The 20386-nt window shown below is 66.7% G+C and carries 19 protein-coding genes; 12 read left to right on the forward strand and 7 right to left on the reverse strand.

Going from position 1 to position 20386, the window contains the following annotated elements; all coding sequences use genetic code 11:
• From AC1DIP_RS00005 to AC1DIP_RS00025, 5 genes are all read left to right on the forward strand, one after another.
• The coding region (locus AC1DIP_RS00005; RefSeq protein WP_477732934.1) for an integrase core domain-containing protein at positions 1-154 on the forward strand (154 nt) is incomplete at its 5' end.
• A gap of 10 nt (positions 155-164) precedes the next feature.
• A complete protein-coding gene (locus tag AC1DIP_RS00010) occupies positions 165-839 on the forward strand; it encodes a pentapeptide repeat-containing protein (protein ID WP_477732387.1) in 675 nt (224 codons plus the stop codon).
• Positions 840-957: 118 nt separating this feature from the next.
• The gene (locus AC1DIP_RS00015) at positions 958-2184 is read left to right on the forward strand and encodes a thiolase family protein (RefSeq protein WP_477732388.1); all 1227 of its coding nucleotides are present in this window, start codon (positions 958-960) and stop codon (positions 2182-2184) included.
• A complete protein-coding gene (locus AC1DIP_RS00020; RefSeq protein ID WP_477732389.1) occupies positions 2184-2990 on the forward strand; it encodes an enoyl-CoA hydratase/isomerase family protein in 807 nt (268 codons plus the stop codon). Before AC1DIP_RS00015 ends, AC1DIP_RS00020 begins: the two co-directional genes overlap by 1 nt.
• A gap of 3 nt (positions 2991-2993) precedes the next feature.
• Positions 2994-3866: a 3-hydroxyacyl-CoA dehydrogenase family protein gene (locus tag AC1DIP_RS00025; protein WP_477732390.1), complete on the forward strand. Its 873-nt coding sequence runs from the start codon at positions 2994-2996 to the stop codon at positions 3864-3866.
• Between the two features lie 24 nt (positions 3867-3890).
• On the opposite strand, the gene AC1DIP_RS00030 is transcribed toward AC1DIP_RS00025, so the two are convergent.
• A complete protein-coding gene (locus AC1DIP_RS00030) occupies positions 3891-4124 on the reverse strand; it encodes a DUF6480 family protein (protein WP_141159459.1) in 234 nt (77 codons plus the stop codon).
• A gap of 72 nt (positions 4125-4196) precedes the next feature.
• Between AC1DIP_RS00030 and AC1DIP_RS00035 the strand changes: the two genes are divergently transcribed.
• Entirely contained in the window at positions 4197-4805 is a 609-nt protein-coding gene (locus tag AC1DIP_RS00035; RefSeq protein ID WP_477732391.1) for a GNAT family N-acetyltransferase, read from the forward strand.
• A gap of 8 nt (positions 4806-4813) precedes the next feature.
• Here AC1DIP_RS00035 and AC1DIP_RS00040 read toward each other — a convergent pair whose 3' ends face one another.
• Entirely contained in the window at positions 4814-5683 is an 870-nt protein-coding gene (locus AC1DIP_RS00040) for an SGNH/GDSL hydrolase family protein (RefSeq protein ID WP_477732392.1), read from the reverse strand.
• A gap of 213 nt (positions 5684-5896) precedes the next feature.
• Here AC1DIP_RS00040 and AC1DIP_RS00045 point away from each other — a divergent pair, with 213 nt between their 5' ends.
• Complete coding sequence (locus AC1DIP_RS00045) at positions 5897-6616, forward strand: tyrosine-protein phosphatase (RefSeq protein ID WP_477732393.1); 720 nt, start codon at positions 5897-5899, stop codon at positions 6614-6616.
• Positions 6617-6708: 92 nt separating this feature from the next.
• Complete coding sequence (locus AC1DIP_RS00050) at positions 6709-8772, forward strand: S1 family peptidase (RefSeq protein ID WP_477732394.1); 2064 nt, start codon at positions 6709-6711, stop codon at positions 8770-8772.
• Between the two features lie 22 nt (positions 8773-8794).
• Here the strand turns inward: AC1DIP_RS00050 and AC1DIP_RS00055 are convergent, their stop codons facing one another.
• Positions 8795-9238, reverse strand: a complete 444-nt coding sequence (locus AC1DIP_RS00055) for a PaaI family thioesterase (protein ID WP_477732395.1) — start codon at positions 9236-9238, stop codon at positions 8795-8797.
• A 142-nt stretch (positions 9239-9380) separates the two neighbouring features.
• Here AC1DIP_RS00055 and paaZ point away from each other — a divergent pair, with 142 nt between their 5' ends.
• Positions 9381-11492, forward strand: coding sequence for a phenylacetic acid degradation bifunctional protein PaaZ (gene paaZ / locus AC1DIP_RS00060; protein ID WP_477732396.1), 2112 nt, complete (start codon positions 9381-9383; stop codon positions 11490-11492).
• A gap of 166 nt (positions 11493-11658) precedes the next feature.
• A complete protein-coding gene (locus AC1DIP_RS00065; RefSeq protein WP_477732397.1) occupies positions 11659-12066 on the forward strand; it encodes a VOC family protein in 408 nt (135 codons plus the stop codon).
• Positions 12067-12145: 79 nt separating this feature from the next.
• On the opposite strand, the gene AC1DIP_RS00070 is transcribed toward AC1DIP_RS00065, so the two are convergent.
• From AC1DIP_RS00070 to AC1DIP_RS00085, 4 genes are all read right to left on the reverse strand, one after another.
• Positions 12146-12451 (reverse strand): hypothetical protein, encoded by a 306-nt coding sequence (locus tag AC1DIP_RS00070; RefSeq protein WP_476207027.1) that lies wholly within the window; start codon positions 12449-12451, stop codon positions 12146-12148.
• 103 nt (positions 12452-12554) lie between these two features.
• Positions 12555-13181 (reverse strand): TetR/AcrR family transcriptional regulator, encoded by a 627-nt coding sequence (locus AC1DIP_RS00075; RefSeq protein ID WP_477732398.1) that lies wholly within the window; start codon positions 13179-13181, stop codon positions 12555-12557.
• Positions 13182-13278: 97 nt separating this feature from the next.
• The gene (gene paaK / locus AC1DIP_RS00080) at positions 13279-14655 is read right to left on the reverse strand and encodes a phenylacetate--CoA ligase PaaK (protein ID WP_477732399.1); all 1377 of its coding nucleotides are present in this window, start codon (positions 14653-14655) and stop codon (positions 13279-13281) included.
• Between the two features lie 7 nt (positions 14656-14662).
• Positions 14663-15139: a hotdog fold thioesterase gene (locus AC1DIP_RS00085; RefSeq protein ID WP_477732400.1), complete on the reverse strand. Its 477-nt coding sequence runs from the start codon at positions 15137-15139 to the stop codon at positions 14663-14665.
• Positions 15140-15408: 269 nt separating this feature from the next.
• On the opposite strand from AC1DIP_RS00085, the gene pta reads away from it, so the two are divergent.
• Entirely contained in the window at positions 15409-17523 is a 2115-nt protein-coding gene (gene pta, locus AC1DIP_RS00090; protein ID WP_477732401.1) for a phosphate acetyltransferase, read from the forward strand.
• A gap of 30 nt (positions 17524-17553) precedes the next feature.
• Positions 17554-20289 carry a winged helix-turn-helix domain-containing protein gene (locus AC1DIP_RS00095; protein WP_477732402.1) on the forward strand — a complete coding sequence of 912 codons (2736 nt, stop codon included), beginning with the start codon at positions 17554-17556 and terminating at the stop codon, positions 20287-20289.
• Positions 20290-20386: the final 97 nt, after the last annotated feature.

A 20386-nucleotide genomic window follows, 5' to 3' on the forward strand; every position in this document is an offset into this window, starting at 1 on the left:
ATGGGCCTACGCCCGGCCCTACACTTCAGAAGCCGAACGCGCCGCCACCTACGACCAGTGGCTCCACCACTACAATCACCACAGAACCCATACCGGCATCGGCGGCACAACCCCCATCAGCCGCGTTCACAACCTCAGTGGGAATTACAGCTAGGCTCGGGGCTATGGACAAAGTGCGTGGCAGGCGGCCAGAGGCAGTTGCGGCGCCCAGGCTCTCCCCGGTGCAGCTGCCGGACCTCGAGGACTCGCCGGAACTCACTATCCAGCACGCTGGCAGGCATGACAACGTTCGGTTCAGCCGCATCGACGGGGACGGGCTGGAGCTTGGCGGAGCAGTCTTTTCCGAATGCCTTTTTGAGGGTACTTCCTTCAATGAGGCGCAGCTTCGGGGTGCCTCATTCCGCGACAGCATCCTGGGGGAGCTGTATGCGCCCGTGTTCCGCGGTGCCCGCAGCACCTGGCGCGAGGTTGAGATCCGCAACCCCCGCCTGGGCTCCGCGGAACTCTATGAGAGCGGGTGGCAGTCGGTCCGGATCGACGGCGGCAAGGTGGACTACCTCAACCTCCGCGGGGCAAAGCTCACCGACGTGCTGATCAGTGGCTGCATCATCAACGAACTGGACCTGGGTGCTGCCGCCGCAACAAGGGTGAAGCTGGAGGACTGCACGGTCGGATCGCTGGACCTGGCCGGAGCCACATTGAAGGACTTTGACCTCAGGGGCACGGAATTCCGCAAGATCAGCGGCCTGGCCAGCATGTCCGGGCTTGTCATTGATGAGTACCAATTGGGCCTGCTGGCTCCCCTGATCGCCGCACACCTGGGGGTGACCGTCCTGTAACCGGATGCGCAGCATGACCCTGCCGTGTACCATTTACAGAACGAACGGTCGGTAAGTGGAGGATTCTGCTGTGCCGGCCGCCGATGACAGTGCTGTTTATCGCGTGAAGGGTGTTTCCATGGCTGCAACCGCAGGTCCACAGGCTTTCCTTGTTGGCGGCGTCCGAACGCCCGTGGGCAGGTACGGAGGGGCGTTGTCCGCCGTGCGGCCGGATGATCTCGCGGCCCTCGTGGTCCGCGAAGCCGTGGCACGCGCCGGCCTGGACCCGGAGAGCATTGACGAAGTCATCCTGGGCAACGCCAACGGCGCGGGCGAGGAAAACCGCAACGTGGCCCGAATGGCCACCCTGCTCGCCGGGCTGCCGCTGCACATTCCGGGAATCACGGTCAACCGGCTTTGCGCATCGGGTCTGAGCGCCATCATCCAGGCAAGCCACATGATCAAGGCCGGCGCCGCGGACATTGTGATCGCTGGCGGCGTGGAGTCCATGAGCCGCGCCCCTTGGGTCCAGGAGAAGCCTACTGCTGCGTTCGCGAAGCCGGGCCAGATCTTCGACACCTCCATCGGCTGGCGGTTCACCAATCCCCACTTCCAGCACGGCGGGCTGTCCCGGGACGGGAAGATGACCTACTCCATGCCCGAAACGGCGGAGGAGGTGGCCCGCGTTGACGGCATTTCCCGCGAAGACGCTGACGCGTTTGCCGTCCGGTCCCACCAGTTGGCCTTGGATGCCATTGAAGCCGGCAGGTTCAAGGATGAGATCGTGCCGGTCACGGTCAAGACCCGCAAATCCGAGACTGTGGTGGACACGGATGAAGGTCCCCGCCCCGGCACCACCCTGGACGTCCTCGCCAAGCTCAGGCCCGTGGCGCACGGCGGCTCCGTGGTCACGGCCGGAAACTCCTCCTCCCTGAACGACGGCGCGTCCGCCATCATCATCGCCTCCGAAGCAGCCATCGAACGGCTCGGCCTCACGCCCCGGGCCCGGATCATTGACGGCGCCTCTGCCGGCTGCGAGCCCGAAATCATGGGCATCGGCCCCGTGCCCGCCACCCAGAAGGTGCTCAAGCGGAGCGGCTTGAGGGTCGGCGACCTGTCCGCCGTCGAGCTTAATGAAGCCTTCGCCACGCAGTCCCTGGCCTGCATCCGGCGGCTTGGGCTGGAACCGGAGATCGTGAACCGCGACGGCGGCGCCATCGCCCTGGGGCACCCGCTCGGCTCCAGCGGGTCGCGGATTGCCATCACCCTGCTGGGACGGATGGAACGCGAGGACGCGAAGTTCGGCCTGGCCACCATGTGCGTCGGCGTGGGACAGGGCACTGCGATGCTGCTGGAGAAGATCTGATGGCGGCGCCGGTGGACCTCGCGGCAGGGAACTTCTCCGCGCTCCTCGTCGAGGAACGCGAGGACCGGGTGGTGGTGCTGCTCAACAGGCCCCAGGTAAAGAACGCGATCGACCAACAGATGGTGGACGAACTCCACACCGTCTGCGCAGCCCTGGAACAGAACCCCAAGGTGCTGATCATCGCCGGCGTGGACGGGGTCTTCGCCTCCGGTGCCGATATTGCCCAGCTGCGCGAACGCCGGCGGGACGACGCCCTGCAGGGCATCAACTCCACCATCTTCGTGAGGATCGCCAAGCTGCCCATGCCGGTCATCGCCGCACTGGACGGCTACTGCCTGGGCGGCGGGGCGGAACTTGCCTACGCGGCGGACTTCCGCATCGGCACCCCCAACGTCCGGATTGGCAACCCGGAAACGGGGCTGGGAATCCTGGCCGCGGCCGGCGCCAGCTGGCGTCTCCGGGAACTCGTGGGCGAGCCACTGGCCAAGCAAATCCTGCTGGCGGGGCGGGTCCTCGGCGCCGACGAAGCCAAGGCAGCCAACCTCATCACGGAAATCCACGACCCCGCTGAGCTCCTGGACGCCGCCCACAGCCTGGCCAACAGGATCGGGCGGCAGGATCCGCTGGCCGTCCGCATCACCAAATCCGTGTTCCATGCGCCCGCCGAGGCGCATCCGCTCATCGACCAGCTGGCCCAGGGCATTCTCTTCGAATCGCAGGCCAAATTCGACCGGATGCAGGCATTCCTGGACCGCAATGCAGCGAAGAAGGCAGCCGCCTCCAACAACCCCGCCGATGGAAAGTAGACCATGAGTAATTCATCAGTAGCCCCCGGCCTTCCTTCCTTCGTCGGCGTGCTGGGCGGCGGCCGCATGGGCGCGGGCATCGCCCACGCCTTCCTGATCAAGGGCGCCAACGTGCTGGTGGTGGAGCGCGACGACGTCTCCGCCGAAGCCGCGCAGGAACGGGTTCAGTCCGCAGCGTTGAAGAGCATCGAGCGAGGTGCAGTGGATGCCAACTTCGAAGAGCTGGTGACCCGGCTGACCGTCAGCACCGACTACGACGCCTTCAAAGACCGCCAGCTGGTGGTCGAAGCCGTCCCCGAAGACTGGGACCTCAAGGTCACGGCATTGAGGGGAATCGAGGAACGGCTTGGGCCGGACGGCTACATTGCGTCCAACACCTCCTCACTGTCCGTGAACGGCCTGGCCGGTGAACTGAAGCGGCCCGGGAACTTCCTCGGCCTGCACTTCTTCAACCCCGTACCGGCATCCACGCTGATCGAGGTGGTGCTGGGCGAACGCACGTCTCCCGAACTCGCTGCCGCGGCCAAAACCTGGGTGGAGGCACTCGGCAAGACCGCCGTCGTCGTCAACGATGCTCCGGGGTTTGCCTCTTCACGCCTCGGGGTGGCCATTGCGTTGGAGGCGATGCGGATGGTGGAGGAGGGCGTGGCCTCGGCGGAGGACATCGATGCCGCCATGGTGCTGGGCTACAAACACCCCACCGGCCCGCTTAAAACCACTGACATCGTGGGCCTGGACGTCCGCCTGGGCATCGCCGAATACCTGCACTCGACGCTGGGGGAGCGGTTCGCGCCGCCGCAGATCCTGCGCGACAAGGTGGCGCGCGGTGAACTCGGCCGCAAAACCGGCAAGGGATTCTTCGACTGGCCCAGCTAGGCCGACCGCCGGCCGGAACACGGCCTAGTCAAAAAAGCCCACGATGTAGCCGATGAAGTAGAGCAGGAACAGCAGCACGCCCGCTCCGATGGCCGCCAGCCAGAAGATCTGCTGCCCCCTGCCGGATCCCGGCTGGCGGGGCTCCTGGGTTCCCGCCACCGAACCTTCGCCAGGCGGGGTCTCTCCCGGGGGCACGCCGCCGCCGGGCTCCAGGCCGGTGATCTTGTCGTCTTCCGGGTCCGGATTGGTTCCTGACACGTTAACTCCCTTGCTCGCGGTCTGGGTTTTCCCAGCGTAACCGGCCCCGGTGAATGGTCCTAGGCTGGTGCAGTGACTTTCCTTGAACCCCTTACCCTGACCGGCCGGCATGTAATCCTGGAGCCGCTGGCGGTGGAACACCATGACGGATTGCTGGAAGCGGCCAGGGACGGCGAACTCTGGAAGCTCTGGTACACCTCCGTTCCGGAACCGGACGCCATGGCCGCGGAAATCCGGCGCCGGCTCGCCTTGCAGGAACTGGGATCCATGCTGCCCTTCACCACCCGGCTCATTGATCCGAGCACGGGCGGGCCGGGCCGCATCATCGGCATGACCACCTACATGAACATCGACCCGGCCACGCCCCGGGTGGAGATCGGCTCCACCTGGAACGCGGCCTCCGTGCAGGGGACGGGGACCAATCCCGACTCCAAACTCCTGCTGCTCCGGCATGCCTTCGAAGTGCTGGGCTGCCCGGCCGTGGAGTTCCGCACGCACTGGCTCAACCACCAGTCGCGGGAGGCCATCGCACGGCTGGGCGCCAAGCAGGACGGCGTGCTACGCAGCCATTCACGGACCAGCGACGGCAACCTGCGCGACACCCTGGTGTTCTCCATCCTGGAGCATGAATGGCCGGCGGTCCGCGCGGGGCTTGAGTACCGGCTGGACCGGCGGGGTTAGGAACAGGGCTACTGGCGGGCGAGCTGCTGGAGTTTCACGGACGAGAGCAGGGCCGCCGCGTACTGTGCATGTCCCTCCCGCGTCGGATGGAAACTACGAGGATCGAACTGTAGAACCCCGTTGGCGTCCGCGGATGCGGCTAGAAAAATCCAAGGGACAGCTGTGTTCACTTCGTGGCCGGAAAACCCGGGGGTGACGTCAACGTACTGGGAATTGGCGCCATACAAAATATTGGCCGCTGCGATGGATGATGCGATGGTGGTGTTCAGCAACGCGGTCCCCCGGTTGACAAGATTCTGATTATCAACGGGGATGATGGGAGCTCCCGCGGTGTTGAACAGTCGAGGGTATCCCAGCACCACAATCCGCGCGCGGGGCGCCTGCTTGTGGATCGCGGCGAGCACTTTGACCAGGTTTGCACCAACGGACGGCATAGTGGCGGCTGCAGCGTCAACTGCCTGGCTGCAGGTTGCGGCTGAAGAAGTGGCGCACACAAAGAGGACAGTGTTGACGCCAACGTCATTGGCGCCCGCCGTCATGCTGACCAGTTCAGTATCTTTGGACAAAGCCCCTGAGGTGGTGAGTGTGGCCAGTTGATCGGTCACGCTGGGAACGCCGTCCCAGGTGGGTTTGGTCAGCAGGGATCCGTGGCACGCTGCGTTGGCCGCAAGATTGACCAAGTCTGCTCCGTCCACGATGTCGACGTAACCCCCTCGAGTTTTGGTGCAAGGCAAAGTCGGAACAAAGGGGCCGCTGGCCGTGCGAACACTGGTGTCCGCCCCGGTGCCTGCCGTGTAGGAGTCCCCCAAGGCGACATAGTCGACGTGCCGCGACGTCGTTGCTGCTTCGGCTGGTAGGGCCGCGAAACCCAGTGCCATGGCAAGGCTAGCCACGGCAGCAGCAAGAGCCCGCTGGCGCCGTCGTAATGGTGAATGTCCCACGTAGTTCTCCTTCGAACGTGAATGCCCGTGCAGGGTCAATGCGTGATGCCACAGTACGACCGGAGCCACGGGCCCGTCATGGGGCCTTTCTACCCTTCCCTTTAGAGGACTTTGGGGGCACCACCCAGCAGCGTGTGGTTAGCTGTGCGGATGGGCGAACAGGACAGGTCCGTGGACTGGGATGGTGCGGTCAACGCGTGGCACGTAGCCGGTGGAATCTATCGGATGGGGCGGCGTGAGTGGCTGACCGAAGAAGGGTGGAAACAGGCGTTCGACGACGGCGTCCGCACCGTGGTGGAACTGCGGAACCCCGCGGAGGGCCGGCGCCGGGACGCTGATCCAGTGGTACCTGCCAGCGCATGGGCGGCCTTCGAGGTGGTCCAGGCGCCCACCGAGGAGCCGGGCAATCCGCGGTTCGCGGCCGTCACGGGAGCTTATCTGAACGATCCCGCCCACTATCCCGAGAATGCCAGGCTTTTCCCGGAGAAACTGGTGGGCGTCTTCCGGGCCTTGGCCCTTGCAGCACCGCGGGGAGGCGTCGTACTGCACTGCGCCGCCGGGCGCGACCGCAGCGGACTGGTTTCCGCCATGATCCAGGACCTGGCGGGCGACTCCGACGAGGAGATCACCGCGGGCTACCGGCTGGCCGCCCGCGGCATCAACGAGCGTTACCGCACGCACGGGCCGCCCCACAGCCGGGAGCGGTACCTGACAGAGGCGGAACTTGAGCCCCTCCTGGAGCAGCGCGGGCTGGCAGTGGTGGAATTCGTCCGCACGTTGGATACGCCCAACTACCTCCTGGCCCATGGACTGCTGGAGGCGGAGCTGGATTCTGTTTCCGACCTCGCATGCCGGAAGATAACCTTGTGACTTAAGTTACTGAAGTGACTGCTGAGATTTTTCTGGCAGTTGAAGTCACAGGCGCCTCAACGCGGGCGTGGACGAGCGGAACGGCGAGCCCCATGAAGAAAATCTTTGCCGCAGGAACCATGGCCGGCGTGATGCTGTCGTTCGGGTTGGCCGCCGGACCTGCAACGGCCCAGCCCGTGCCGGCCACCTCGGACGTTCCCACGGACACAACCGGCCCCTCCAGCGCCGGCCTGGCTGAGGCGCTTCGTCGGGATCTCGGCATCAGCCTGGCCGAATTCGATGCTGCCGGCGAACTCGGCCGCCGTGCCGCCGAGGCGGCGCCCGGCCTGCGGACCCTGCCGGGCTTTGTGGGCATCAGCCTGGACGCCGGCATCATCAAGGTGGCGGGTGACGGTGCGGAACTTCGGGCCAGGGTGGATGAACTGAACCGCTCAGGCCACCCGGACTTTGTACTGGTCGTCCCCGCGTCCACATCGGCTGCCCAGTCCGCCGCCCCGCTGACGGACACGTCCCCGGCAGCTCCGGCACCCGTCCTGGTCGCGGGGGACATTGACCAGCTGTACAAGGCCTACATCCGCGACGTCGGCCCCCGGGACCTCCAGGCCATCGCCTATACCGGCGGCCATTTCGTCATCCGCACCGGGCCCGTCAATACTCCTGAGTCCGGAACCCAAATTAACCAGCCGGAGGCCACCCCGGCCACCAGCGGGCCAACCGGCATCAGCAAAATGACGCCGGCGCAGTTTGTTGCGCAGTACACCAACGTCAAACTGGAGAAGGGCGCCGCGGTCAAAACCGAAGGGGATCTACTCGGCGGGCAGGGCTACTACGCCGACAACACTGCGATCTGCTCGGCCGGTTTCAGCGCGTTCAGCCCGGCGGGGCTGCCCCTGGTCCTGACGGCCGGGCACTGCACTGCCGATGGGCTGGCGCGGCAGGCGGCGGTGGAGCCTCCCGGGTGGGCGCCCGCCAGCGGCCCCGGCGCTGCCACGCCCCAACCGAGGCCTCCGCTGGCACCCCTGGGCACCTTTGGGTTCAGCCAGTTCGGGGGGCCCGGCAACTCGGCGGCAGCTCCGGACGGATCGGTGGCCGGAACTGATATCGCCGTCATCCAAAACATCGCGCCGTCGGTGAACCCGTTGCCGGCTACCACCACCTGGGCGGCTCCGTCGGCACCGGACCCTGTCAAAATCATCGGGACCGTGGCACCCTTCCAGGGCCAGGACGTCTGCAGGTCGGGCCGGACGTCCGGCTGGAAATGCGGCACGGTCGATTCGGTGGGCATCTGGATGATGCCGGGCGAGAAGAGTCTTCCGCCCAACTACGACAACGATCTCCGGCCGGTCCGCGCGTTTGATTCAGCGACGGTCAAGTCGGCCGGAGGGGACTCCGGCGGCCCGTGGATCAGCGGCAACTTCGCCGTTGGTACCCACACCGGGGCCGAGAGTGAGAACGGCGTCCAGACCCGGGCCATTGCAGCAACCCTGCAGGATGCCCTTGCCGTGCTGCCCGGCTACCAACTGGCATTGTTCCTGAACAAGCCTGCCGTCACGGCACCGGCCTCGGGGAAGGCCTACCAGCCTGGCCAGCAGATCAGCGGCCAGGTCCCCGCGGCTCCAGCATCTGCGGTCGCTGCCGGATCCTCGGTCCGCGTCACCTTCCAGGGAAAAGACCCGTTTGAGGTGCCCGTGGACTCCACCGGGACGTGGAGCTTCACGGCTCCGCAGGATGCGGGTACGCTCCGGTTCACCGCGGAAACGGTGAACGGGTACAGCAAGTCCGGTGCGAACAGCTTCGAATTTGCGGCCATCGCGCCGCCAACCAGCCCGGCACCGACCCCGCCGCCAACCAGCCCTGCTCCGGTCGCTCCCGCCGCAACCGTTCCTGCCCCGGCTGTCCCTGCTCCCGCAGATCCGTCACCCATCCCGCCCGCGGAAGGTCCCGCCGTCGTACCTCCGCCGGCAGCCACCCCGGCCCCCAGCGCGCCTCCCGCTGACCTTGCCAACACGGGCGGAAACGGTGATGCCGGCAGCGGCGGGCTGGCCTTTACCGGACCATCCGGATTGGTGCCCGCGGCGGCGGGTGCGGCCGCTGCGCTGGTCCTTGGGATTCTGCTGACGGTCATTGTCCGCCGCAGGAAGAAGACGTCGGACTAAGGTTCGACGGGCGGAGCCGCCGCTACTTGTGGCGCTTCATCAGGAGGTTGGTGATGCGCAGCGTGCACAGCCGCTGGCCCGCCTCGTTGGTGATCAGCACCTCGTGCGTGGTGAGCGTGCCGCCCAGGTGGATCGGGGTGGCAGTGATGGTCACCTGGCCCTCCCGAGCAGAGCGGTGGTGGGTGGCGGAAACATCCACGCCCACGGCCGTCTTGCCCATGGTGCTGGCATGGATCACAGCTGCCCAGGACCCCACTGCCTCTCCCACAGCCAGGGAAGCACCGCCGTGCAGCAGTCCGAACGACTGCCTGTTCCCTGCCACGGGCATGGTGGCCACCACGCGCTCCACTGACTCCTCCAGGATCTTCACGCCCATCTTCTCGTCCAGCTCCCCGAGGGTGATCTTCCAGAGTTCGTGCTCGGAGGGCTGGCTTCCGGCGTCATCTTTCGGGGCAGCGGCATTCATGGATTCTCCTTTGAGGCGGCAATTCCGTACTGGCCTTCTAGTCTGCAGCACGGCACGTCATGTATGGTGAATATATTACCGAACGGACGGTCAGTAATGACCGGCCGCTTTGCCTGCCCCCTTGTTGGAAGGACCGTCAACGATGACCACCACAGCCACAGCTCCCCAGGCCACGGTCGACACCGTGGAGACAGTGCCCAGCTTCGTCATGGACGCCTGGTGGACGCCCGACGCCGGCTCCTCGGCTTCCGCGGTCCCCGTCCGGGACGCGAGCACGGGGGAGATCCTGGCCAAGGTGAGCACGGAGGGGCTGGACCTCGGCGCCGTCGTGGAGTACGGCCGCACCACCGGCCAGGCCGAACTGGGCCAGCTGACCTTCCACCAGCGTGCCCTCAAGCTCAAGGAGCTGGCGCAGTACCTCAATGCGCGCCGGGAGCACTTCTACGCCTTCTCCTACCAGACCGGCGCCACCAAAATCGACTCCATGGTGGACATCGACGGCGGCATCGGCGTCCTGTTCACGTTCGGCTCCAAGGGCCGGCGCGAACTGCCCAACGCCCAGGTTGTGGTGGACGGCCCCCTGGAGGTGCTGTCCAAGGACGGTTCCTTCGCCGGCGAACACATCTACACCCGCATTCCCGGCGTGGCCGTGCAGATCAACGCCTTCAACTTCCCGGTCTGGGGCATGCTGGAGAAGTTCGCCCCCGCATTCCTGGCCGGCGTGCCCACCATCGTCAAGCCCGCCACCCCCACCGGATACGTTGCGGCCGCCGTGGTCAAAGCCATCGTGGAATCAAACATCCTGCCCAAGGGCTCGCTGCAGCTCATCTCCGGCTCGGTCCGCGGCCTGCTGGATGTCCTGGACTACCGCGACCTGGTGGCCTTCACCGGTTCCGCCTCCACGGCCAAGTCCCTGAAGGCCCACCAGAACGTGGTGGAGGGCGGCGTCCGGTTCACCTCCGAAACCGACTCCCTGAACGCCGCCATCCTGGGCCCGGACGCCGTGGAGGGCACCCCCGAGTTCGATGCCTTCGTCAAGTCAGTGGTCACTGAGATGACCGTCAAGGCCGGCCAGAAATGCACCGCCATCCGCCGGGCCATCGTGCCGCAGGAACTGGTGCCCGCCGTGTCGGCAGCCATCGGCAAGCGCATCGCCGAGCGCGTGGTCCTTGGTGACCCCCGCGGCGAAGGCGTCACCATGGGCGCCCTTGCGTCGGTGGAACAGATGGAGGACGTCCGCGCCGCCGTGCAGTCAATGCTCGACGCCGGCTGTGAGCTTGCGTACGGAACGCTCGATTCGCCGTCGGTCACCTCCGCCGACGGAACCACCGGTGTAGTGGACGGTGGGGCCTTCATGGCACCTGTGGTCCTGAACTGGGACAACCCGGAAGCCGAGTCCGTCCACTCGCTCGAGGCGTTCGGACCGGTGTCGTCCGTGATCGGCTACAGGGACCTGGCCGACGCCGTCCGGCTCGCCGCCCGCGGCGGTGGCTCACTGGTGGCCTCGGTGTGCACCAATGATCATGAGGCGGCCCGCGAGCTCGTCACCGGGATCGCCGCCCACCATGGCCGCGTCCTGATGCTCAACCGCGAGGACGCCAGGTCCTCCACCGGCCACGGCTCGCCGGTTCCCCACCTGGTCCACGGCGGTCCGGGACGCGCCGGCGGCGGCGAGGAACTCGGCGGCATCCGATCCGTGCTGCACCACATGCAGCGGACGGCCATCCAGGGCTCCCCGAACATGCTGACCGCGGTCACCGGTGTGTGGCACACCGGGGCTGACCGCAACTTCACCGTGGAAACCGAGGGGACCCACCCGTTCCGGAAGCACCTTTCAACCCTTCGGATTGGCGATGCCGTCCGCTCCGACCTGCGCCAGGTCACGCTCGATGACATCAGCGCGTTCGCCAACTCCACCGGAGACACGTTCTACGCCCACACGAACGAAGAGGCCGCGGCAGCGAACCCGATCTTCCCGGGCATCGTGGCGCACGGCTACCTGTTGTTGGCATGGGGCGCCGGGCTGTTCGTGGAACCCGCACCGGGCCCCGTCCTGGCCAACTACGGGCTGGAGAACTGCCGGTTCACCAAGCCCGTTGCCGCCGGCGATTCCATCCGGGTGACCCTCACGGCCAAGAAGATCACCCCGCGCGAAACGGACGAATACGGTGAGGTGGCCTGGGACGCCGTCCTGACCAACCAGGACGACGAGATCGTGGCCACCTACGACGTCCTCACCCTCGTCGAAAAGTAACCCGACGCCCCATCACTTACTGCCGGTTTTTCCCACACGCCCCATCACTTCTTTGAAGAAAGTGATGGGGCCTTTGGGTTTGGTGGGCGGGAGGTGATGGGGCGTTTGGACCCGGTTCTTTTTGGGGCCGCCGGGCGTATGATTCTGCCCGTAGGAGGTGGCCCCAATGACCCTGAAAATGAACACAGCCACGACCATCCTGCCTGTCGACGATGCAGCCCGTGCCCGGAGTTTCTATACCGAAAAGCTGGGACTCCCGCACCGCGGAATGACGGACGATGGCAGCGAATTGCTCGGCACCGACGGCGGGCCGTTGCTGCAGCTGATGCCGGTCTCCGACGGCAGGCACTCGGACCACACGGCGCTGAGTTTTGAGGTTGCGGATATCGAGGCCGCCGTCCGTGACATGGAGGCCAGGGGCGTCCTGTTCCAGGACTACGACCTGCCCACCCTGAAGACGGAAAACCACATTTGCACCACGGCATCCGAGAAGTGCGCGTGGTTCATGGACACTGAGCACAATATCCTCTGCGTCCGCCAAAACCTCGGCAGCGAGCCCGAGTACCAGGTCTAGGCACGCGGCACGCTGAGGAACTAAAGCAGCAGGGGCGCCCCATATGGGGCGCCCCTGCTGTGTCAGTGGTTGCCGGGCGTCAGCTTTCGGCGCCGCCGTGCAGGCCGTCGTCGCTGCTGTCATCCTCGCGTCCGGTGCCGCGGCCGTCCTCGCTGCGGTCGGAGAGGTCCATGTTGCCGCGGGCCTCGTCCATTGTGGGGCCGCCCGGCGGGACGCTGTAGGTATCGGGGCGGATCCCGTGCGACTGCTCCTCGATCAGGGCCTGCTCCTCGCTGAAGCGGATCGCGTTGGCCTCGTCGCCGGCGTCACCGGGAATGTCCTCGCGGAGCTTTGACGGATCCGGGACGATGAATCCTGCGTCGGGATCTTCTTTATGGGTACTCATCTTCCCTACCTCCCTGGAATCACTGGTTTCCTACCACCGTAGCCGGGGAGCCGCTAAATACCAAGCACGCTTAGTACTTTGCTGCGGCCCCTGGCTGTGGGCTCTATAAGTCTGCGTGCAGGCCGTCGAACGCCATGGTGATGACGTCGTCGGCCAGGCGCTGCGGGGACAGGGCCCCGCCGGGTTTGTACCATTCCACGATCGAGTTGATCATGCCGAACAGGAGCCTCGTGACGGTGCGGGGATCGATGTCCTGGCGGAGCGACCCCTCGTCGCGGGCAGCCGAAATCAGTACGGCCACCTTGTGGTCGAAGGTCCGGCGGCGTTCCAGCGCGTCCCGCTCGATTTCCGTGTTGCCGCGCAGCCGCAGCAGCAGCGTGACGAAGGGCAGGCGGTCCACCAGCACCGCCACGGTTTGGCGAAGCACAAACTCCAGCCGGGCATCAGCGGCCCCTGAGGTGGCCTCCGGCTGCTCAAGGATGGACTCAAGGCCGCCGAGCGCGTGGTCGAGGGCAAGCTTGAGCAGGTCGCCCTTGGACGGCACGTGGTGGTAGATCGCGGACTTGGAGATGCCCAGGTTGTCCGCCAGGATCCCCATGGACGTGGCGTCGTAGCCATGGCGGTTGAAGACGTCGACGGCGATGCGCAGCACAGACTGCTGGTCGTAGCCGGGGCGGCCGCGCTTGGCGGTGCCGTTGGTCGGGCTGGATGTTTCGGTGGTGCTGGGCATAGTGGCTAGTTTCTCACGAACGGTCGGTCGGTCGGGGAGCTCCGGGCCGGCCGGGAGTTATCCCGGCCGGCCCGGCCACGCCCCGCAGCATGTTCCGCTACGCCTTGGGCCGCATGTCGTAGATGCGGCGGAGCTTGCCGTTGGACCGCTCCAGCGAACCGGGGTCCACCACGTTCACGGTGCACGAAGAACCCACGTGGATCTTGATCTGTTCCTTCAGGGTGCGCGCCGCCGTCGTGCTCTGCTCAACGGTGACCGCATCCCGGCGCTCGATCCGGACGGTCAGCTGGTCCATCCGCTGGCCTTCCGGCCGGGTCAGCTCGAGCTGGAAGTGCGGGCTCAGCTCGGGGATGCGGAGGGCGATTTCCTCGATCTGGGACGGGAACAGGTTCACGCCGCGCAGGATGATCATGTCGTCGCTGCGGCCGGTGATGCGGCCCATCCGGCGGTGCGCGGGACGTGCCGAGCCGGGCAGCAGGCGGGTGAGGTCCTTGGTCCGGTAGCGGATGATGGGCAGGGCTTCCTTGGTGAGCGAGGTGAAGACCAGCTCGCCGTGCTCGCCGTCGCGCAGGACGTTTTCCTTGCCCGGGGCCGGGTTGAAGGGGTCGATGATTTCGGGGCGGAAGTGGTCCTCCCAGATGTGGCTGCCGTCCTGGGTTTCAACGGCCTCGCCGGCAACGCCCGGGCCCATGACCTCGGACAGGCCGTAGATGTCGCATGCCTTGATGTTCATCATCACTTCGAGTTCGTGGCGCATCTCCTGGGTCCACGGCTCGGCGCCGAGGACGGCGAACTTCAGCGACGTGGAGGCGGGGTCGATGCCCATGTGTGCCATGGCGTCGGCGATGGTGAGCAGGTACGTGGGGGTGGCCAGGATGGCGTCCGGCTTGAAGTCCTGGATCAGCTGGATCTGGCGCTCGGTCTGGCCGCCGGACATGGGGATGACGGTGCAGCCCAGGGCTTCGGCGCCTGCGTGTGCGCCCAGGCCGCCGGTGAAGAGGCCGTAGCCGTAGGCGTTGTGGACCTTCATGCCGGGCCGGATGCCGGAGGCGCGGAAGCTGCGGGCAACGAGCTTGGCCCAGTCGGCCAGGTCCTGCTTGGTGTAGCCGACGACGGTGGGCCGGCCGGTGGTGCCGGAGCTGGCGTGGATCCGGGCTACCTCATTCTGCGGCACCGCGAACATGCCGAACGGGTATTCCTCCCGCAGGTCGTCCTTGGTGGTGAAGGGGAAGTTGCCAAGGTCCTCGAGTTCGCGCAGGTCGTTGGGGTGGATCCCGGCTTCGTCGAACTTGCGCTTGTACAGCGGCACACGCTCATAGGCGTAGGCCACGGTGTGCTGGAGGCGGGCGAGCTGGAGGGCCTCGAGCTCGTCGCGGGAGATGGTCTCCTCGCGGTCCAGGCCAGCGTCGATGCCGGTGGCGGTGTCCTGGGTGGAAGCGGCAGCGGCGGGGGTTTCGGGGGCATGCAGGGTCATGATTTTCCTACTTCTTGGGGATGGTGCGGCTGCGTCCGCGGAACTCGGCGATGAGCTCGCCCGGGGTGCTGGAACTGGGCTGGCCTTCGGGAGCCGGCGCACCGGCGTCGGCGGCGAAGATTTGGATGTCGTAGAGTCCGCTGCGGCCGGCGCTGGAGCGGCGGTCCGCGACGGCGGTGAGCACCTGGCCCCGGAATGCGGGCTTGAGGAAATTGATGTCGACGCCGGAGGCAACGGTGATGGTGTTTTCCTCGCCGGGTGCAGGGTGGACGGGGTTGCACGCCAGGGCGAAGGCAGTGTCGCCGAAGGCGAAGATCATTCCGCCGTGGGCCATGCCGAAGCCGTTGAGCATTTCCTGCCGGAGCGTCATCCGGATGGTGGCGTGGCCGTCGCTGAGGGCGAGGACCTCGATTCCCATCCACTCGGAGGCGTAGTCGTTTTCCAGGATGGGGTGGGTAGCCCCGGAAAGTGTAGTTTCAGCCATGCGTCATTGCCTCCAGCTTTATTTACCGAATGTTCATTAGGTAATCCCATAAGGGGGTCCGGTGTCAAGAGGAGGCGGCCCGCGCGCGGACGCTCCTGCCCGGTTGCCGGGCCTGGGGCGCCCCTTCATCGATTGCTGCGTAACTGCCGTTTTCAGCGCTCAAAACGGCGGTTACGGAGCAGTCGACGCTGGGCCAGGCGCCCCGCGCACAGCCTCGAAGTGCAAGGATTGGGGGGACCGGCACCAGCACCAACAGCAAAGGGCGGACCATGGCCACAGGCATCTACGTCAGCGCAACCACCCCCGGCTCGGGCAAGTCCCTCGTGGCCCTGGGCTTGGCGGACACCCTCCACCGGCACGCCGACAGGATCGGGTTCTTCAAGCCAGTGGTCCACGGGCCCTCGGCTGCCGATGACCCCATGGTGGCGCTGATGAAGGCCCGGTTCGCCCTGGAGGACGAGCGCTGCCGCGGAGGCCTGACCTACGACGAGGTCCGCACCCTGCTCGCGGAAGGAAACCGGGCGGAAATCGATGCCCGGTGCGTGGAGATCTTCGCGGACATCGCCCGGCACTGCGACGTGGTGATCGTGGAGGGTACGGACCTGGTCGGCCAGGACTCCGCCGTCGAGTTTGACCTGAACGCCCGGCTGGCGAACAACCTCGCCACGCCCGTGGTGGCCGTGGTGGGCGCCAAGGGGCGGACCGTCTCCGAGACCGCTGCCGCCGTCGAAGTTGCCCGCAAGGAACTCGCCGCCGAACGGTGCGCGCTGCTGGCCATCATGGTCAACCGGGCAGGCGCCGGCGACCTGGACGCCATCGCGGCCGCCCTGAAGCCCGGCGCTTCCGGCCGCCCCGTGTACATCCTGCCGGAGCTGGAGGAGATCGCCCGGCCCACCACCGGCGAGGTGGCGGCGGCCCTGGGCGTCCGCCAGATCGCTGGAACGCCGGACATGGAACGCGACGTCCGGGACATCAAAGTGGCCGCTATGAACGTGGGCAACTTCCTGAACGTGCTGGACGAGGGCGCCCTGGTGATCGTACCGGGGGACCGGGCCGACGTGATGGTGGCCTGCCTGGCCTCGTCCTTCTCACCCGAATTTCCCGTGGCCTCCGCGCTCATCCTCACGGGTGGCCTGGCGCCGGACGCCAACATCTACCCGCTCCTGGCCCAGGCGCCGTTCCCGGTCTTTGCCGCCGACGAGGACACGTACCAAACGGCCCGCCGGGTGTCAGAGGTGCGCAGCGAGATCTGGTCCGGCCACCGGCGCAAGGTGGCATCAGCCCTGGGCCTCTGGTCCCGCCGCGTGGACGAGGCCGAACTGGTGGAGCGGCTCCACCTGCCCAGGGCGGAACGGATGACCCCGCTGCGGTTCCTGCACGACCTGATCGAGCGGGCCCGGGCGCAGCGACGCCACGTGGTACTGCCCGAGGGGACGGATGTCAGGATCCTTCGGGCCGCCGAGATCCTGCACCGCCGCGATGTCTGCGACTTGACCCTGCTGGGCCCCGAATCTGCCGTCCGCGAGCTGGCAGCCGCCAACGGCATCGACCTGTCCGGCATCAATGTCATCGACCCAGCCACCTCGGACCTGCGGCTGAAATTCGCCGAAAAGTACGCGGAACTGCGGGCGCACAAGGGCGTGGACCTGCCCAAGGCGCTGGAGATCATGCAGGACGTCAGCTACTTCGGCACCATGATGGTCCAGCTCGGCGTGGTGGACGGGATGGTGTCCGGTGCCGCCCACACCACGGCGCACACCATCCGGCCGGCGCTGGAGTTCGTGAAGACCCGCGAGGGCGTGAAGATCGTGTCCTCGGTGTTCCTGATGCTGATGCCGGACCGGGTGCTCGTGTACGGCGACTGCGCGGTGAACCCGGATCCCAACGTGGAGCAGCTGGCCGACATCGCCCTGGCCTCGGCCGAGACCGCCGCGCAGTTCGGGGTGGAACCGCGGGTGGCCATGCTGTCCTATTCGACCGGCGGCTCCGGCGCGGGCGAGGCCGTGGACGAGGTCCGGCAAGCCACCGAACTGGTGCGCCAGCGCCGGCCCGACCTCGCCGTCGAAGGACCCATTCAGTACGACGCCGCCGTGGACGCCTCGATCGCCGCGTCCAAGATGCCCGGTTCCTCCGTGGCCGGGCAAGCCACGGTGTTCATTTTCCCGGACCTGAATACCGGCAACAACACCTACAAGGCCGTGCAGCAGAGCTCCGGGGCCGTGGCGGTAGGGCCGGTCCTGCAGGGGCTGCGCAAACCGGTCAACGACCTCTCCCGAGGCTGCACGGTGGAGGACATCGTGAACACGGTGGCCATCACTGCCATCCAGGCTCAGTCCCCAGTGCAAACACAGGCCCCGCTTCAAAAGGACGACGCCGGCACTTAGGCAGTTGCTTGCGTCGCCTAGGGTGATCACATGGAGCAGCCGTTGATGGCCACCAAGCTTTACGTTCCTGTCCCCCCGCGGGGCCTGGTGGCCCGGCCGCGCCTTTTCGAAAAACTGGTCCACACCGAAGGCGCCGCACTGACGCTGGTCTCGGCCCCGGCAGGCTTCGGGAAGACCGCGCTCCTCGCCGACTGGCTCGCAGACACCACGAAGCAACAGCGGAGCGTCGCCTGGCTTTCGCTGGAACCGGCGGACAGCGACCCGGCCACGTTCTGGGCTTATGTCATAGCTGCCTTCCGGAAAGCGCTCCCCGGTATCGGCACCGCAGCGCAGGAACTGGTCGCGTCCCCACCATTGGCAACAGAGCTTGTCCTGACCGTGCTGCTCAACGACCTCGCCGCGGCCGCCCATGACATCTGGTTGGTCCTGGACGACTACCACGCAGTGGACAGCCCTGCCATCGCTGACGGTATTGCCTACTTCCTCAAACACCGCCCGCCCAACGTGCACGTGGTGGTGTCCACTCGCTCGGACCCTGGCCTGCCCCTTTCGCGCTGGCGGTCACGGGGAGAGCTCCTGGAGATCAGGGCAGCAGACCTGCGGTTCACCCGGGACGAGGCTGCGGCTTACCTCAACGGCGCGGCCGGGCTAGGACTGGCCGACGCACAGGTGTCAACGCTGGAGCAGCGGACGGAGGGCTGGATTGCCGCCTTGCAACTTGCCGCACTGTCCATCCGGGACCGGCCAGACCCCGCCGGTTTCATTGAGGGCTTTGCAGGTGATGACCGGTACGTCGTGGATTACCTTGTGGACGAAGTATTGCGGCACCAGACGGACAATGTCCGGAGCTTCCTGGAGCACACGGCAGTCCTCGATCGCCTGACGGGTCCCCTGTGCGATGCCGTGGCTGGAACCGAGGGTGGCGGCGGCATGCTGGCAGACCTGGAGCGGGCAAATCTCTTCGTCATTCCCCTCGATGACAGGCGGGAATGGTACCGCTACCACCACCTTTTCGCCGACGTCCTTGGAAGCAGGCTGCTCAGGGACGATCCCGGGCGCGTTCCGGTACTCCACCGGCGAGCCAGCCGCTGGCATGCGTCCCACGGTGGCACCGCCGACGCCGTCCGGCACGCCCTCGCCGGCCAGGACTACGAGTTCGCCGCCCTGCTGGTGGAACAGGCTGTGCCGCTGCTCCGGCGCAACCGCCAGGACACGGTGCTGTTCGCGTGGCTTCGGAAACTCCCTGACGGCACCATCCGCCGCAGCCCGGTGCTCACCGTCTTTTATGGGGCGATGCTGATGGCGGAGGGCGACCTGCGCGCCGTGGAGCAGCGGCTTGCCGACGCCGAGGAAATGCTTGCGGCCGCGGCTGCTGTCCGTCCAAGGAAACCGGACGACCCGCCGGACCCGGAGAACCTGGAGCTTCAGGCCTTACCGGCGACAATCGCCACCTACCGCGCAGCGCTCGCCCTGGCCCGGGGAGACACAACCGGTGCCGCGACGTATGCGCGGGAGGCCCTTGAACGCGGGCGCCCGGAGGACCACCTGTCGCGCGGTGCGGCGGCTGGTTTCCTGGGACTGGCTGCCTGGGCTGCCGGGACGGTTGATGAAGCCCGGCAGACCTTCACGGAGGCAATAGCCAGCCTTCATGCCGGGGGCAACCTTCTCGACGGGTTTGGCAGCACCGTGATCCTGGCGGACATTTTGCTCACGGCCGGCCAGCCCGGTGAGGCGCGCAGGATCTGCAATATTGCGCTGCAGGCTGCCGCAGATCATTGGGAATCGCTGGTGCGCGCCAGCGCCGAACTGCACGTGGTACTCAGCGAAATGTCACGGCAGGCCGGCGAACCTGCCGCGGCAAAAAGCCACCTTGATGCCGCCGCAGAGTTCGTCGAACGCGGGCCGATGACGGAAAGCCGTTACCGCTGGTTCCTGGCCGCTGGATTGTTGGCGCAGGATGCGGGTGACGCTGGACGGGCGGTCAGCTGCCTGGACCGGGCAGAGGAGCTTTACCGGCCCGGTTACTTTCCGGAGGTGCGCCCTGTTCCCGCAGTCAGGGCACGCCTCTGGATACGCCAGGGTAACCTCGCCGCCGCCGGCGCCTGGGCCCGTGCGCTCGGGATCACAGCGCATGACGACCTCGGTTACCTTGGGGAGTACAACCAACTGACCCTTGTCCGCCTGATGATCGCCGAGCTGCCGGCGGATCCTGGTGCCGCTCTTGATGCACCTGACCTCCTGGACCGGCTGGCCACCAATGCCGCGGCATCCGGCCGGGCGGGGAGCCTGATGGAAATCAGGATGCTCCAGGCCGGGGCCCTTGCTTTGTTGGGCCGTCGGGCGCAGGCGCAGGAGGCCCTTCGGGAGGCCCTCACGGCGTCACCGGAACCGGAGGCCTACGTGCGGTTGTTCCTCGACGAAGGGGCACCCGTGCAGGAACTTCTGCGCGAGATCGTACGGTCGGGTGACGGGACGCACCACGGCACCGCTGCAACCGCCCGGCACCTGCTTGGCATGGCTGCCCCGACCGGGAAGGAGCCGGCACGCTTGGGGAAGGCGCCGCCGGCCGTCATTGATCCGCTGAGTGAGCGCGAACTGCAGGTCCTCCGGCTCCTGGGCACTGAGCTCAGCGGCCCGGAAATTGCCCGGGCCCTCTTCATTTCGCAGAACACCCTCCGTACCCACACCAAGCACATCTTCACCAAGCTTGGCGTGACCAGCAGGCGGTCGGCGGTCGCCCTTGCGCGACGTCATGGCCTGGCCTGACTCCCGGGTCACCCTCACGGATCACATCATCGGGTGATGCCCGCTCACCCAACGGATTCCTACCTTGGACTTATCCGGCAGCGCTCCGCAGCCGGAA

It is taken from the genome of Pseudarthrobacter sp. 05T312 (assembly GCF_056396685.1).